Annotated in this window: 14 protein-coding genes; 12 read left to right on the forward strand and 2 right to left on the reverse strand. The window is 47.1% G+C overall.

All coding sequences use genetic code 11. The features are described 5' to 3' along the window. Window positions 1-70: 70 nt before the first annotated feature. From purS to ilvA, 10 genes are all read left to right on the forward strand, one after another. Entirely contained in the window at window positions 71-316 is a 246-nt protein-coding gene (purS, locus tag NSS87_RS03290; protein WP_339244715.1) for a phosphoribosylformylglycinamidine synthase subunit PurS, read from the forward strand. Between the two features lie 5 nt (window positions 317-321). After that, the gene (purQ, locus tag NSS87_RS03295) at window positions 322-1011 is read left to right on the forward strand and encodes a phosphoribosylformylglycinamidine synthase subunit PurQ (RefSeq protein ID WP_042124034.1); all 690 of its coding nucleotides are present in this window, start codon (window positions 322-324) and stop codon (window positions 1009-1011) included. Continuing rightward, on the forward strand, window positions 989-3235 hold the full coding sequence (purL, locus tag NSS87_RS03300) for a phosphoribosylformylglycinamidine synthase subunit PurL (RefSeq protein WP_339244717.1): 2247 nt from the start codon (window positions 989-991) through the stop codon (window positions 3233-3235). Before purQ ends, purL begins: the two co-directional genes overlap by 23 nt. Then, window positions 3220-4716, forward strand: coding sequence for an amidophosphoribosyltransferase (gene purF / locus NSS87_RS03305; RefSeq protein WP_076286945.1), 1497 nt, complete (start codon window positions 3220-3222; stop codon window positions 4714-4716). The genes purL and purF overlap by 16 nt, the downstream gene beginning before the upstream one ends. A gap of 362 nt (window positions 4717-5078) precedes the next feature. Further along, window positions 5079-6119: a phosphoribosylformylglycinamidine cyclo-ligase gene (gene purM, locus NSS87_RS03310; RefSeq protein WP_339244720.1), complete on the forward strand. Its 1041-nt coding sequence runs from the start codon at window positions 5079-5081 to the stop codon at window positions 6117-6119. After that, window positions 6119-6736, forward strand: coding sequence for a phosphoribosylglycinamide formyltransferase (purN, locus tag NSS87_RS03315; protein WP_076286942.1), 618 nt, complete (start codon window positions 6119-6121; stop codon window positions 6734-6736). The genes purM and purN overlap by 1 nt, the downstream gene beginning before the upstream one ends. Before the next feature lie 161 nt (window positions 6737-6897). After that, window positions 6898-8445 (forward strand): bifunctional phosphoribosylaminoimidazolecarboxamide formyltransferase/IMP cyclohydrolase, encoded by a 1548-nt coding sequence (purH, locus tag NSS87_RS03320; RefSeq protein ID WP_339244722.1) that lies wholly within the window; start codon window positions 6898-6900, stop codon window positions 8443-8445. Between the two features lie 23 nt (window positions 8446-8468). After that, complete coding sequence (gene purD / locus NSS87_RS03325) at window positions 8469-9734, forward strand: phosphoribosylamine--glycine ligase (protein ID WP_339244723.1); 1266 nt, start codon at window positions 8469-8471, stop codon at window positions 9732-9734. 286 nt (window positions 9735-10020) lie between these two features. After that, the gene (locus NSS87_RS03330; RefSeq protein WP_076286939.1) at window positions 10021-11316 is read left to right on the forward strand and encodes an SEC-C metal-binding domain-containing protein; all 1296 of its coding nucleotides are present in this window, start codon (window positions 10021-10023) and stop codon (window positions 11314-11316) included. A 294-nt stretch (window positions 11317-11610) separates the two neighbouring features. Beyond that, the gene (gene ilvA / locus NSS87_RS03335; protein ID WP_042184762.1) at window positions 11611-12873 is read left to right on the forward strand and encodes a threonine ammonia-lyase IlvA; all 1263 of its coding nucleotides are present in this window, start codon (window positions 11611-11613) and stop codon (window positions 12871-12873) included. Between the two features lie 86 nt (window positions 12874-12959). Here ilvA and NSS87_RS03340 read toward each other — a convergent pair whose 3' ends face one another. Both NSS87_RS03340 and NSS87_RS03345 read right to left on the reverse strand, forming a co-directional pair. Then, a complete protein-coding gene (locus NSS87_RS03340; RefSeq protein ID WP_339244726.1) occupies window positions 12960-13901 on the reverse strand; it encodes a hypothetical protein in 942 nt (313 codons plus the stop codon). 47 nt (window positions 13902-13948) lie between these two features. Then, entirely contained in the window at window positions 13949-14611 is a 663-nt protein-coding gene (locus NSS87_RS03345) for a DUF1129 family protein (RefSeq protein WP_076286938.1), read from the reverse strand. A 183-nt stretch (window positions 14612-14794) separates the two neighbouring features. Between NSS87_RS03345 and NSS87_RS03350 the strand changes: the two genes are divergently transcribed. After that, on the forward strand, window positions 14795-14998 hold the full coding sequence (locus NSS87_RS03350) for a hypothetical protein (RefSeq protein WP_042184766.1): 204 nt from the start codon (window positions 14795-14797) through the stop codon (window positions 14996-14998). A 235-nt stretch (window positions 14999-15233) separates the two neighbouring features. Beyond that, window positions 15234-16064, forward strand: a complete 831-nt coding sequence (locus NSS87_RS03355; RefSeq protein ID WP_042124053.1) for an alpha/beta fold hydrolase — start codon at window positions 15234-15236, stop codon at window positions 16062-16064. Window positions 16065-16077: the final 13 nt, after the last annotated feature.

Genomic DNA, 16077 nt, shown 5'->3' on the forward strand with positions numbered 1-16077 from the left:
GTTACTTTTAGTAGAGTTTCAGCTTTCAGAAAGTATATACACATAAAAATTTAGGAGGAACTACAAGCATATGTTAAAAGCGACGGTATATGTCACCATTAAGAAGAGCGTTCTCGATCCACAAGGTGTAGCAGTGCAAGGAGCACTTCATTCGGTAGGTTTTCAAGAAGTTGAAAGTTTGCGTATTGGGAAATATATGGAGCTGACTTTGGACACGGATAACCGTGCTGAAGCAGAACTGCGACTCAAGGAAATGTGCGAAAAGCTACTTGCCAACACGGTGATCGAGGATTACCGCTACGAATTGGAGGACTAAACGACATGAAATTTGCTGTACTTGTCTTCCCAGGCTCTAACTGTGATATTGATTGCTACAAGGCGGTAGAGGACAGTCTCGGTGAACCAGTCGATTATGTGTGGCATACAGCGACAGATTTGTCGGCGTATGATTGCATTTTGGTTCCAGGCGGATTCTCATATGGTGATTACCTGCGCTGCGGCGCGATTTCAAGATTTGCTCCTGTAATGGCTGAAGTTGCTAAAGCAGCAGAGCAAGGGAAATTCGTGCTAGGCATTTGCAATGGGTTCCAAATTCTTACTGAGGCTGGTTTGTTGCCAGGCGCGCTGCGTCGTAACATGTCCATGAAGTTCCGTTGTCATGATACAGTGCTTAAGGTTGTTAATAACGAAACCCCATTTACTATTGATTATGCTAAGGATGAAGAAATCATCATCCCAATCGCTCACGGCGAAGGAAACTACTACTGTGATGAAGAGACTTTAGCAGAACTGAAAGCTAACAATCAGATTGTGTTCACATATAGCGATAATCCTAACGGCTCTGTAGCTGATATTGCGGGTGTTAGTAATGTGCAGGGGAATGTAGTCGGCATGATGCCTCACCCTGAGCGTGCAGCTAACAGCTTGCTCGGATCTGAAGATGGCAAACGAATGTTCACATCTATACTGAAGACTTGGAGGGATCGTCATGACGCAGCAAGTATCCGTTAAGGAACCGACCGCAGAACAGATCGCAGAGCAGAAAATTTACAGCCAATTCGGTGTGTCGGACAGCGAATATGAGCTCATCAAGTCTTTTATGGGACGTTTGCCGAACTATACTGAAATTGGCGTATTCAGCGTAATGTGGTCCGAACACTGTGCATACAAGAACTCTAAGCCATTGTTGAAACGTTTCCCAGTTACTGGACCACGTGTCCTGATGGGACCCGGCGAGGGCGCAGGGATTGTAGATATCGGAGACAACCAAGCGGTTGTATTCAAAATCGAAAGTCATAACCACCCCTCTGCGGTAGAACCTTTTCAAGGTGCGGCAACAGGCGTAGGTGGTATCATTCGTGATATTTTTTCCATGGGCTCAAGACCTATCGCATTGCTGAATTCCTTGCGTTTCGGCAAGCTGGAAAGCGATCGCGTGAAATATTTGTTCGAGCATGTCGTGTCTGGTATTGCTGGTTATGGTAACTGTATCGGGATTCCAACCGTGGGCGGCGAAATCATGTTCGATGATAGCTATGACGGTAACCCGCTTGTTAACGCAATGTGTGTCGGTCTAATTGATCATGATAAAATCCAGCGTGGTGTCGCTAAAGGTGTAGGAAACCCAGTCTTCTACGTAGGTCCTCCTACTGGACGTGATGGGATTCATGGGGCTACTTTTGCATCCGTTGAACTAAGTGAAGAGTCCGAAGCAAAACGTACAGCTGTACAAGTAGGCGATCCATTTATGGAGAAGCTTGTTATGGAATCTTGTCTAGAGTTAATCGACAGCGGCATCGTTATTGGGATTCAGGATATGGGTGCGGCTGGACTTACCTGCTCTAGTGCAGAGATGGCAAGTAAAGCTGGTAATGGTTTGGAGCTGTATCTTGATCAGGTGCCACAACGTGAAGACGGCATGACCCCTTATGAAATGATGCTTTCGGAATCGCAAGAACGGATGTTGTTTGTAGTAGAACCGAAGGATGAAGCTCAGGCGCAAGAGATCTTTGATCGCTGGGGTGTAATCTGCTGTAAGGTCGGTAAAGTAACGGATGATGGTCGCTTGAAGCTATATCATCACGGTGAGGTTGTTGGTGACATGCCAGTAACAGCGCTTGTTGATGAGTGTCCAGTCTACAACAAACCATCTGAGGTTCCTGCTTATTATGTAGAAAATGAATCGGTAGATACGCTTCGTTACGCGGAAGTTACAGATCTAGGCGGCGCACTTCGTACTGTTCTTGGATCACCAACCGTAGCAAGCAAAGCTTGGGTATACAACCAATATGATTACATGGTGCGGACTAGTACGGCTGTTCGACCTGGATCTGATGCGGCTGTAGTTACCATTCATGGTACACGTAAAGGACTCGCGATGACTACGGACTGTAACGGTCGTTACGTTTATCTTGATCCTGAAGTGGGCGGACGGATTGCAGTCAGCGAAGCGGCACGTAACATCGTTTGTTCCGGTGCTGAACCGCTAGCTATTACAGATAACTTAAACTTCGGAAACCCTGAGAAACCTGATGTGTTCTGGCAAATGGAGCGTGCGGTTGATGGTATGGCTGAAGCTTGTCGTGTGCTGGATACTCCGGTTATCGGCGGGAATGTCAGTCTTTATAACGAAAATACTACGGGATCCATTTACCCAACGCCGGTTGTCGGCATGGTTGGTTTAGTAACGGATACGGATCATATTACGACTCAAGGCTTCAAACAAGAAGGAGATTCCATCCTTTTGCTAGGCGTAACAAAAGCTGAGCTTGGTGGTAGTGAATTTCAATATGCCGTTCATGGTGTAACGGAAGGCCGTCCTCCAGTATTGGATTTGGCTACTGAGAAAAAACTGCTGAGCGCAGTGCTTAGCTCGATTCGCGGTGGTCTGGTGCGTTCGGCACATGACTTGTCCGAAGGCGGCCTTGCTGTAGCACTTGCAGAAAGCTGTATCAGTGGCGGTGTTGGTGCGAACGTTGAACTTTCTGCTAATGGACTTAGATCCGATATAGCATTGTTCAGTGAGAGCCAATCACGTATCGTGCTGACGGCAGCGCCTGAACGTGCGGAAGAGCTGAAAGCAGCGATTGCTGCCAGCGGCGTTCCAGTGGAAATCATCGGAACTGTAGGTGGAGACAGACTGCGCGTAAATCTGGACGGTGCATCCGTATTAGATGAAGCTGTAGCAGAATTGAAATTCGTTTGGGAGGATGCTATTCCATGTCTTATGAAATAAAGACCGGGAAAGAGCAGGAGACTCCTATCCTGTGGACTGGTGACTTTTACAATGAAGGAACGGGTTCGGGAGATATTTTTGACACATTAAAAGAAGAATGCGGCGTTTTCGGGGTCTTCGGACACCCGGAAGCGGCGTCCATGTCTTATTACGGCTTGCACGCCTTACAGCACCGTGGGGAAGAAAGTGCGGGCATCTGCGTAGCAGATGGTCGTGATTTCAACTATCACCGCGGGATGGGGTTAGTAAAAGAAGTATTCGACAAGGACAAAATTGCCTCACTGGTTGGAGACATGTCCATCGGGCATGTACGTTATTCCACCAGCGGAGACAGCCGCTTAACTAATGCACAGCCGCTCGTATTCAAATATCGTGACGGTGATTTGGCGATTGCTACAAACGGTAACATAGTAAATGAACCGTTGATTCGTAAACAGCTTGAGCAAAGCGGATCGATCTTCCAAACCACAAGTGATACAGAAGTGCTGGCGCATCTGATTGCGCGTTCGTCTAAGGATTTTGTTGAAGCGGCTAAGGATGCGCTAAAACAACTGGTTGGCGGATTTGCTTTTCTGCTTATGACGAATGACAAATTAATTGTCGCTTCGGATTCCCATGGTTTGCGTCCGCTTGTAATGGGACGGATCGGCGACGCCTATATTTTTGCTTCCGAATCTTGCGCCTTAGAAGTTATCGGAGCACAGTTAGTCCGCGATATCGAACCTGGCGAACTGCTCGTGCTTGATAAAAATGGCCTGTTAGAGGACCGTTTTACCGAGCCAAAACGTAAAGCGCTATGCGCGATGGAGTATATTTACTTCTCTCGCCCAGACAGTGATATGAATGGCGCTAACCTGCACACCGCCCGTAAGCGGATGGGTAGCCGAATGGCATTAGAAGCTTTCGTAGATGCTGACCTCGTAACTGGTGTACCGGATTCAAGTATCTCGGCAGCGATTGGATTTGCGGAGCAGACGGGCATTCCTTATGAGCTTGGGCTCATCAAGAATAAGTATACAGGCCGGACCTTCATCCAGCCGAGCCAAGAGCTGCGTGAGCAAGGTGTGAAAATGAAGCTAAGCGCCGTGCGCAGTGTGGTCGATGGCAAACGTGTTGTCATGATCGATGATTCCATCGTGCGTGGAACAACTTCACGGCGGATCGTCAATCTGCTCCGTGAAGCGGGAGCCGTAGAGGTTCACGTGCGGATTACATCGCCGCCCTTCAAGAATCCTTGCTTCTACGGCATTGATACCCCAGACCGCCGCGATCTCATCGCGTCGTACAAGTCCATTGCGGAAATGTGCGAAGAGATTAATGCCGATTCCTTGGCATTCTTGTCACCGGAGGGCTTAATCACTTCCATTGGTGGTCACAACAAAGATGATTACAAAGGCGGGCTATGCCTTTCCTGCTTCGATAATGATTACCCGACGCAGGTTGATTTTGGCGGGGCGGAAAAAGATGGCTGCAGCTGCTAGTTAGGGATCATCCCTCTAAGTCCCCCTTGCAAAGTGTGGGTACTCGCTTGTTTCGCTAGAAGAGGTTGCATGGCGCAGCTCATGCACCGAGGTCTTGAGGTCCGTGTGCAAGGCGCGCACTGCGGCTTGCAGTAGGGGAAACCTGGTGGTTAGAGGGAGTTATGGAGAGGAAGTTTGGAACTGTAGAAGCGTAGCGTTCGCCTTTATGTTTGGATTTCTACCGCGATGAGCGGTTAAATCAGGAAATCCAAACATAACAGCGATCGGAAGTCCAAACATTCCTCGGAATAACTCCAATAACCACCACTGGTTCCGAATGCGCCCAAACGCGCTCTAAACTATTAAAAGATGAGGTGTCCCAAGTGTCGGAAGCTTATAAAAACGCCGGAGTGGATATTGCGGCTGGTAACGAAGCGGTAGAACGCATGAAAAAGCACGTAAAACGTACTTACCGTCCAGAAGTAATGACGGATCTTGGTGGGTTCGGAGCGCTGTTTGGCCTCAATAAAGATAAATATGAAGAGCCAGTGCTCGTATCGGGAACTGATGGTGTAGGCACGAAGCTTAAGATCGCATTTGCTGCGGATCGCCATGACACGATTGGGATTGATGCTGTAGCTATGTGCGTGAACGACATTGTAGTGCAAGGCGCGGAGCCGCTATTTTTCCTCGATTATCTGGCTTGCGACAAAGTCGTACCGGAGAAAATCGAAGCGATCGTAGCAGGAATCGCAGAGGGCTGTCACCAAGCAGGTTGTGCGCTGATTGGCGGCGAAACGGCTGAAATGCCGGGCATGTATTCAGCGGGTGAGTATGATATCGCTGGATTCACAGTTGGCGTTGCTGACAAAGCGAAGCTGGTAACAGGCGCTAACATCGCTGCTGGAGACACAGTGATTGGTTTAGCTTCTAGCGGCGTGCACAGTAACGGCTTCTCACTGGTGCGTAAGCTTTTGCTTGAGGATGATGGCTATGGCCTGAATGATGTGCTTCCGGAGCTTGGAGCTCCGCTTGTGGATGTACTTCTTGCACCAACTAAGATTTATGTGAAGCCTTTGCTGGCGCTGCTGGAGCAGCTTCCGGTGAAAGGGATGGCACATATTACGGGTGGCGGATTCATCGAGAATATCCCGCGCGTATTGCCTGACGGTGTAGATGTGGAGATTAATTACGGATCGTGGCCGATTCTGCCGATCTTCGGATTGATGCAGAACAAAGGAAACGTAAGCAACCGTGATATGTTTACTACTTTTAATATGGGAATTGGACTTGTTCTGGTAGTAAGTAGCGCTGATGGAGAACGTGCTCTTGAACTGCTCAAAGCGAGCGGAGAAGAGGCTTTTATCATTGGTAAAGTGACAGAAGGGGAACGCAAAGTAACCTTTACTGGAGCTGAAGTGTGATGCAATGGAGTCGAATCGCTGTTTTTGCTTCTGGGCAAGGCAGTAATTTTGCTGCACTGATCGATGCACAGAGAGCAGGCTTGCTTGGTGAGGGCAATATTGAGTTGCTTGTATCCGACAAGCCAGAGGCACCTGTAGCTAAGCGAGCGGAAGATGCGGGCATTCCCGCCCTCTTGCTGCGGCCAAAAGACTTCGCCAGCCGTGAACTCTACGAAGCAGAGATTGTAGCAGAGCTTCAGCGGCGGGAAATCGGGCTGGTTGTGCTGGCAGGATACATGCGTCTTATTACGCCAGTGCTTTTAACGCCGTATGCTGGACGAATTATTAACATTCATCCATCGCTGCTGCCTGCTTTTGCAGGAAAAGATGCAATCGGACAAGCGCTGGATTATGGCGTGAAGCTGACGGGTGTTACTGTGCATTTTGTCGATGGAGGTATGGATACCGGGCCTGTTATTGCTCAGCGCAGCGTAGCCCTGCAGGATAACGACACGGCGGATTCATTGGCAGAACGTATTCATAAGGTTGAGTATGAGCTGTATCCCGAAGTGGTTGGCGCTTTTGCCAGCGGGAAAGTGGAACTGAGTGGAAGAAAGACGATTATCCGCGAAAAGTAAGCTGCACCGCAGCCATTCGAAGTTTTGGATCGACATTTGGTGACAGACCGAGATGTTTCAGGGTATTTCTCGGGAAATATTGCATAAGCGGCGTTATGTGTCGCGTTGTGGGTTTTCTTCATATTAAATCGCACGTACAACCTGAAGGAGGACTATTCAAAGTGAGTATCAAAAGAGCGCTAGTCAGCGTATCGGATAAACAAGGTATCGTGGATTTTTGCCGCGAGTTGTCTGCATTAGGCGTAGAAATTATCTCTACAGGTGGAACAAGCACGCTTTTGGCTAAAGAAGGTGTTCCAGTTATCGGGATTTCCGATGTGACAGGATTCCCAGAAATCATGGACGGACGTGTCAAAACCTTGCACCCTGCTGTACACAGTGGATTGCTTGCGGTTCGTGATAACGAGGAGCACACGCGTCAAATGAAGGAGCTTGGTCTGGACTACATCGATCTGGTTGTTGTGAATTTGTATCCGTTCGCGGAAACGATCGCAAAACCTGACGTATCCTACGAGGAAGCCATCGAGAATATCGATATCGGCGGACCTACGATGCTGCGTTCTGCGGCGAAGAACCATGCTTTTGTGAGTGTAGTTGTGGATGCTAATGACTACGCTACTGTACTTGAAGAGGTTCGCGCAGGTGGAGATACAACGCTAGAAACACGCAAACGTCTTGCGGCAAAAGTGTTCCGTCATACGGCGGCTTACGATGCCTTGATTTCCGATTATTTGGCTAACGTTACTGGCGAGCCTCTGCCAGAGCGCTACACCGTGACTTATGAGAAAATTCAGGATCTGCGTTATGGCGAGAATCCGCATCAAAAAGCAGCGTTCTATCGCAAGTCATTGGCGGCACTGGATACACTCACTGCGGCTGAACAATTGCACGGCAAAGAGTTGTCTTATAACAATATCAACGATGCTAACGCAGCACTGCAAATCGTGAAAGAATTTGAAGAGCCTGCTGTCGTAGCGGTTAAACATATGAACCCTTGTGGTGTAGGTGTGGGTGAAAGTGTATACGAAGCTTATCAAAAAGCTTACAACGCGGATCCAACTTCTATTTTTGGTGGGATTGTAGCAGCAAACCGCATTATTGATGCAGACACAGCGAACCTGCTGAAAGATATTTTCCTCGAAATCGTGTTGGCACCAGGCTTTACGGAAGAAGCACTGGAAATCCTTACGAAGAAAAAGAATCTCCGTTTGCTCAAAATCGGTAACCTTAGTACGGCTAGTGCGCGTAAGAGCAGCTTTGTAGTTACCTCTATTGATGGAGGAATGGTTGTACAGGAGAGCGATGTGCACTCTGTGAACCCAGATGATCTACAAGTCGTTACGGACCGTAAACCAACCGAGGAAGAATTGAAACAATTGTTGTTCGGATGGAAAGTAGTTAAGCATGTGAAATCTAATGCGATTGTGCTGGCTGCTGATGATATGACCGTTGGCGTAGGTGCAGGACAGATGAACCGCGTTGGTGCAGCTAAAATTGCAATCGAACAAGCTGGTGAAAAATCTAAGGGAGCCGTACTCGCTTCCGACGCGTTCTTCCCAATGGGCGATACGCTTGAAATGGCAGCAAAAGCAGGAATCACTGCAGTGATTCAGCCAGGCGGCTCCATTAAAGACGAAGAGTCAATTAAGGTCGCTAATGAGTATGGTATTGCTATGGTCTTCACAGGCGTCCGTCATTTCAAACACTAGAGCACTGGGAGGATCATATTCGGATGGATATTTTAGTGGTTGGCGGCGGCGGCCGGGAACATGCGATGATTTGGAGTCTATCCCAAAGCCCCAAGGCAGGTAAAATCTATTGCGCACCCGGCAACGCCGGGATTGCGCAGTTAGCCGAATGTGTGCCGATCGGAGTATTTGAGTTCGATCGTCTGACGGCTTTTGCGAAAGAGAAGGAAGTAGGTCTTGTTGTAATCGGCCCAGATGATCCGCTCGCTGCTGGGATTGTGGATGCTTTTGAAGCACAGGATATTCCTGTGTTTGGCCCACGCAAGAATGCGGCGGAGATCGAAGGCAGCAAAACCTTTATGAAGGATCTTTTGCATAAATATAATATTCCGACAGCAGCCTATGAGAAGTTCGACGACTATGAAGCTGCGCTAACTTATTTGCGGGAACAGCCGCTTCCGATCGTAATCAAGGCAGATGGTCTGGCTGCAGGAAAAGGCGTGACGGTTGCTTATTCGTTGGAAGAAGCAGAGCAAGCGCTCGCTGATATTATGGTCACTAAGGTATTCGGTGAGGCAGGCGCTCAGGTTGTTATTGAGGAATTTCTTGCTGGACAGGAAATGTCGATTCTGGCTTTTGTCGATGGAGAGACGGTACGTCCTATGGCTGCTGCCCAGGATCATAAGCCCGTATTTGATGGGGATAAAGGTCCTAATACCGGCGGAATGGGTACCTATTCGCCTTTACCACATATTGATGAGGCTATTATCCAAGAAGCGATCGAGACCATCATTAAGCCGACGGCAAAAGCTATGGTGGACGAAGGTCGTCCCTTTAGCGGTGTACTATTTGCGGGACTGATGATTTCTCCTGAGGGTAAACCAAAGACGATTGAGTTTAATGCTCGTTTCGGTGATCCTGAGACTCAGGTCGTGTTGCCTAGACTCAAGAGCGACTTGCTAGAAATCTTTCTGGCGGTCACAGAGAGTAGACTTGCAGATATCGACATTGAATGGAGCGACGAAGCGGCTGTATGCGTAGTTCTCGCTTCGGGAGGATATCCAGGCCCTTATCCAAAGGGTGTACCGATTGAAGGTCTTGAAGACAGCCAAGGAGGGCTGATCTTCCATGCTGGTACGGCGCGTGGTGAAGACGGAAGCTGGGTGACGAATGGTGGTCGGGTGCTAGGCGTGGTAGGCCTAGGTGCTACGATTGCTGAAGCTCGTGTTGCAGCTTACGCTAGAGCCGAAGGAATTTCTTTTTCCGGAAAACAAAGCCGCAGCGACATCGCTATGAAAGCTTTGGTATAAGGATAAAGAACTGTATCTAGCATTTTTTGCGCTTAAAGTCCTAAAAAAGGACTGACAAGTGATAGAAGAAGTGCTATAATACTACACGTACGGGGGAAAATGTGCGGATATATACAGATAAGGGTCTTTCCGATCATGGGAAGGCCCTTTTAAATCGGAGTCCTTCAGACTTTGTGAAGTAACCTTATAAAGGATGCCTCGTGCCTGGAAATGATGATACTTATAGTGCATACTAGCGATACGCTTATGGCGAATGGCTACTCACAGATTTAAGGAGGAATTCGTTTTGAGTAAGATTGGAAGAAATGATATGTGTCCTTGCGGAAGCGGGAAAAAATATAAGAAATGCTGCCTTGGTAAAGAAACTTCTGCAGTAGAGTCCATCATGCAACTTGTAAACAAGGAAGAAGCGGCAGCTAGCGAGACTGTGGCTGAGAAACAGGAGCCCGTAGCACAACCTGAAGTGAAGCTAACTCTTGCTACGCTCAGAAAAAAAGTGTCACGTGATCTGAATTGGGAGCATCCAGCACATGAACAACTGGCGCTGCACCTTATTGAGAGCATGAGAGAAAGCTATGATAGAGAGCTTATTTGGGAAGCTCTAGTTCTGTGGAATGGTTATTCCCGTAAGACTAAGCCTGCTGTGAAGAAAATGGGCTCTTTCTGCGCGGCGATCGAATTTATTTTGTCTGAAGAATATGGCTTCTCCCTAACACAAGCGGATCTTGCTACCAAACATGAGGTTACTACGCCTACCATCTCTAGAAAAGTCAAAGAGATGCTCAATTACATTGAGGAATACGGCATGGGTGGTGCGGAAGAAGAATTACTTTTGCTGAATATCTCAGGCAGTCCGAAGGATCAGGAGCAAGCACTATTACAAAAGGCTATGCAAACCAATTCATCCAACCGCCGGATACAGTTAGCTGAAGCCGCATTAGAGGTTTATCCGGACAGTCCGGATGCGTATCTCATTTTGGCTGAGGAAGCAGAGAATGAAGCAGATGCTCGTGCTTTTCTAAAAGCAGGGATGGATGCAGGTGAACGTGAGCTTGGAGAAGCCTTTTTCGCTGAGAACAAAGGACATTTCTGGGACCTCCACGAGACTCGTCCATACATTCGAATTTGCAAAAGCTACGCCGACTCTTGTTGGTTTAGCGGAAATGCAGAAGAAGCACAAAAAGTACTTGAGCACATTTTAGAGCTGAATCCTGAAGATAACACAGGTGCGCGTTACCTTTTAACGGCTGCGTATCTCTACACCAACAAGCTCAAGAAGACAGAAAAGGTGCTGGAAAAGTTCGGAAATGATGCAGCGGCGACAGTAGCTTACGACCGGATGGTCTTAGAATATAAGAAGAATGGGATTACTTCCCAACTGAAAATGTTGTACCGCGTAGCGCGGAATGTGAACAAGCATGTGCCGGATTATTTGTTAGGGATCAAAAGATTGCCGCATAACCTTCCGGATTTTGTGGGAATGGGTGACGCTAATGAAGCTATCGAATATGTTATTGTACACTCGCGTTTGTGGACAAGCCTACCTGATCTGCTGAAGTGGATGCTGAAGCAACAGGATTAGTAGAATTCAGATCTTGGACGTACATGAACTTAAAGAGGCTATGGGAGATTCCTGTAGTCTCTTTTTTTAAAATATAAGAATTTATTTGTTTCACGTTATAAATTACCTTATATTTCTCGCATAAACGCTTACCGTCCTTTTAGGGACGATGAAGGCGTTTTTGCATGTATAAGAAAGTATAAGATTTGCATCAATAATTGTATTGCATACAGCGGACAATGCTTGAAAAAATGTCTTTGGGAGAGTATGTTTACAAGAAGTAGAATGAATAGATGATAGTGAGGCGAGAGGGTTATGAGAGAAGAGGAAGACCGAATCGTAGGAATGGAAGATATCGTACGGGCTCATCACGTACTGCGGGAGGTCATCATCCGGACTCCCCTACAGCGTGACGCCGTACTATCGGCCAAGTATGATTGCGATGTATATTTGAAGCGCGAAGATTTGCAGATTGTCCGTTCTTTTAAAATCCGCGGAGCTTATAATATGATTCGTAGTCTATCTGCAGAAGATAGAGCTAAAGGTATTGTCTGCGCGAGTGCAGGAAATCACGCACAAGGTGTAGCCTATTCCTGTAAGGCACTTGGAATTAAGGGCAAGGTCTATATGCCCAGCACTACACCTAACCAGAAGGTTAAGCAAGTTCGACGGTTCGGCGGTGAGTTTGTTGAGGTCATTCTGAAGGGCGATACCTTCGATGATGCTTATGATGAAGCGCTGCAAGCTTGTATAGACCATGGTATGACGTTGATCCACCCGTTTGATGAGCCGAGAATTATTGCAGGCAATGGAACGATAGCGATGGAAGTAATGGAGAATCTGGACCATCCTGCGGATTTTATGTTCGTAACGATTGGTGGGGGCGGCCTGGCAGCAGGAATAGCCACTTATGTGAAGACGGTGAGTCCATCCACTAAGTTGATTGGTGTGGAACCGCTTGGTGCTGCTTCAATGACTGAAGCAATTAAGCTTGGAGAAGTGGTAACGCTAAAAGAAATTAACAAGTTCGTGGACGGAGCGGCTGTAAAGCGCGTTGGCGGACTGACTTATGATATTTGTTCCCGGCATCTGGATGACATCGTGATGGTACCTGAAGGCAAGGCTTGTACCACCATTCTGGAGCTGTATAACGAGAACGCTATAGTAGTTGAGCCAGCCGGTTCCTTACCTATCGCAGCACTTGATCAATACCGTGATCAAATCCGCGGGAAGACGGTCGTCTGTATCATTAGTGGGGGTAACAACGATATAGACCGTATGCAAGAGATCAAGGAGCGGTCACTGATTTACGAAGGCTTAAAGCACTACTTCATGGTGAACTTCCCACAACGGGCAGGTGCCCTGCGTGAGTTCTTGGACGAAATCCTCGGTCCAGAGGATGATATTACCCGTTTCGAGTACATTAAGAAGCATGATAAAGAGAATGGTCCCGCGCTTGTAGGCATAGAGCTATTGTCCATTGAAGCTTATGAACCACTTATCGAACGGATGCAGCAGAAGGGTGTGGATTATGTAGAAATCAATAAGGATTCCAATCTCTTTAACATCCTTATTTAATTTCTTTCATCACTTTAATCATTTCGTTAATGAACATAGAAAGGCCCGTCCCGGAATGAATGGGGACGGGCCTTTTGTATATCATACTAGAGAGGTAATTCAGTCTTACGGTATTGTTCGACTTCATCTGTTAATTTATAATCTTTGTCTTTCATCAATTTCATGAAGCCATCTAGTTTCTGCAGGAATGGGCTGTTGTCTTTATTCTTGGTGAGAATGCTAGAGTAGGCTTTCTGCGCCTCCAAGTCCATTTCAAGATTGTCATAATGGAAAAGGGGCGTGTTATTCTGGCCGTAAAACGTATTGTTAACATAGATAGAATATAAGGATTTCACGGCTGAAATTCGGTTCGATTTCGGATGATTTTGAATAAATTGCTCTTGAGACAGTGCTCGCGCAGCTACATCGGTCCAACCAATGACCAGCCCGTTATCCTTGGAGGAGGGAAGATCAGACTCCGTAGCCATAATGGATAGATATGCGCTGATATCGTCAGTGACATAAAGCTTATATTTGCGGTAAGCCTCATAATCGATCACCGGGAAAAAAGTGCCTTCCGCGGTCTCCAGTTTATATCCATTTTCGCTGGCACTCTTCAGCAGTGTGCGCAGAGTGAGATCTTCTGTGGCATCAGCAAGGGTCTTCATACTAGCGCCAGCCTTATAGATGGCGGTGAGCTTCCGCTGGACATTGCTGGTACTGAATTTGCTCTCCCACGCCGGAAGCGCCGCCTTGTGCAAATTCTCAAGCTTCAGTGTCATTATCGTGGCACGATACGAACCTACCGCATACATATTGGCGTTCAAATATTTAATAGCTTCGGGTAACTTGTTAGAGGAAGACAACAGCGGCAATGCTGCTTTATAGATAGCCTCCGCATGATTATTGTTTGCTGTCAAAGCATTTGCCTTAGTGCCTCCCACAGGAGGGCTGGCAGCGCCTTCAGCTTGAATCGTTCCTATAGGTACCGCGCCTAGTCCCAATGTTACTGCTAGAACAGAATAGAGAATATATTGCTTCTTATTCATGAAAGTTCCCCCTGTCTATCGGATGAAATATGGGTGGAGCATGACTTTTATTTTCTAAAAAATATAAACTTTAGTCCAATTGCCCCAATCAGGGAAACAATTAAGCTTACCCACGGGGATAAAGTAATGACCGGAAACAATCGGTCGAGGTACAAGCCAATGAATACGGCAACTACGGCGATTCCGATATAGACGCCAAGGCCCTTGATATCAAAGGGCTTGGCTTTAGGTGCATCCCCCTCAGACAAGGAGGTTAACCATTTCATAATAAGTTCGATCAAGATAATGGAACCTGCCCCAACAGCGAAGAGGGTGAAGAGGCTAATCTCTCCGAACATCCCAGGTGATCCGTTAGTCCATTGCAAGAAGAGTCCACCTATAGCAAAGATCCCGAACAAACAGGTTAGAGCCGCGCAGGGAATCATCAAGTAATAGTTCCATTTGCTGCGTGCTGAGCGTGTGGGAACGCTGTCTATGATTTCTTTAAAATAATCATCCGGATTCTCGCCAAACACCTGTTTAGCGTTTTTACCTTTTTTCTGTTCTTTCAGAAGCAGCTTGGCTGCATCCAGTAAAAGTTCTTCAGCACGGAGAGCCTCTACCCTACTGGCGCGCATCGTCAGGATCATATCTTCAAAATAAGATCGATTGAAAGGCGTCATCTGCTCGCGCAGGGCGTTATTTTCCTTAATCATATCTTTCACTTTCATAATAGGGATGTAAACCTCCAGTAGTGTTAATCGGTATAGTCTTTAACCTAGAGTATACGTTTGCCTGACAGGTCAGCGCAAGGACAAGCATTTCTATTTTCCTATGCATAATCCTTTTATAAGAGTGAACACTGATAATGTTGTTGCTTGATCAATATAGCTTTGGGAAAGGTTGGGAGCTTTATGGAACATGAGAACAAGAAAGAACAGGACAGTGTCATGGGCAACGGTTTCGAGCCTACGCCCAATCATTCAATGGGGGATTGGGGCGGCTCTGATGGATTCAGCATGTGGAATTCCACAGAAGAACCAGCAACAGAGGGCGCGCTTAAGGATTGGGAAGGCAGTCAAGAAACCCATGAGATGTTTAACGACAGCTATGATTGATTGACGGCCCTGGAAGCTCATCATGCGATTGAAAAACAGCCAGTCTCCATTATATTAGAGACTGGCTGTTTGACGTTCCGGTTTATACTCCGAATTTGTTCTTGTAAATTACTAAGATCTGTCCCGTTTCTGTTGACAATATGAACGAAATCTTTATAATAAGAATATAATTCACACTAAGTTAATCGGAATTCTAATAAATTAAAATAATGATTAAATATAGGAGGTTACGGCAATGGAACGGAATATTGTAATTCGGCATAACGGCGAAGAATTGACAGCGAGCATCCATTATCCGAGTAAAGAGAAGGGAACTTCCACACGTTGCAAGGACAGATTGCCATTAGCTGTAATCTGCCATGGATTTGTGGGTAACCGGATTGGAGTCGATCGGATATTTGTCAAAGCAGCTCGTGAGCTGGCGCAAGACGGGTATATGGTCATTCGATTTGACTATGCGGGCTGCGGCGAGAGCAGCGGTAATTACGGCGGGGAGGATATGGAGTCGATGATCGCTCAGACTAGAGCGGTGCTCGATTACGGAATTAGCTCTGCCGATGTGGATCCACAGCGTGTGACGCTTATTGGCCACAGTCTGGGTGGGGCGGTTGCGCTTCTGACAAGTATTCGTGATCGCCGCGTGAAGAATCTCGTGCTGTGGGCCTCCGTGGGTTACCCCTTCAATGATATTGTGAAGATCGTAGGGCGGGAGGCGTATGACCGTTCGGTGAAGAATGGATCGGCGGATTACGTGGGTTACTCGTTCACACCGGTATATTTCAATTCTTTGGCGGCCTTCCAGCCTTTCCAAGAAGCTAGTAAATTCAGCGGTGATGTGCTGGTTATTCATGGTACGTCTGACGATGTCATCCCCGTGGATTATGCATTCCTTTACCAGAAATTATTCTGGACACGTCCTGAGGGACGATGCGATAAAGAGATCATTTTTCAAGGTGATCATACCTTTTCTTCTGGGCCAGCACAGCAGCAGCTGCTTAAGCGGACAAGAGAGTGGATGAACGAACAGGAGCATGTGCAGACAGAATGGCAAAATTGGATGATATAGGTGATGGACTTTA

Source organism: Paenibacillus sp. FSL F4-0243 (assembly GCF_037963295.1).
Taxonomy (GTDB): Bacteria; Bacillota; Bacilli; order Paenibacillales; family Paenibacillaceae; genus Paenibacillus_AQ.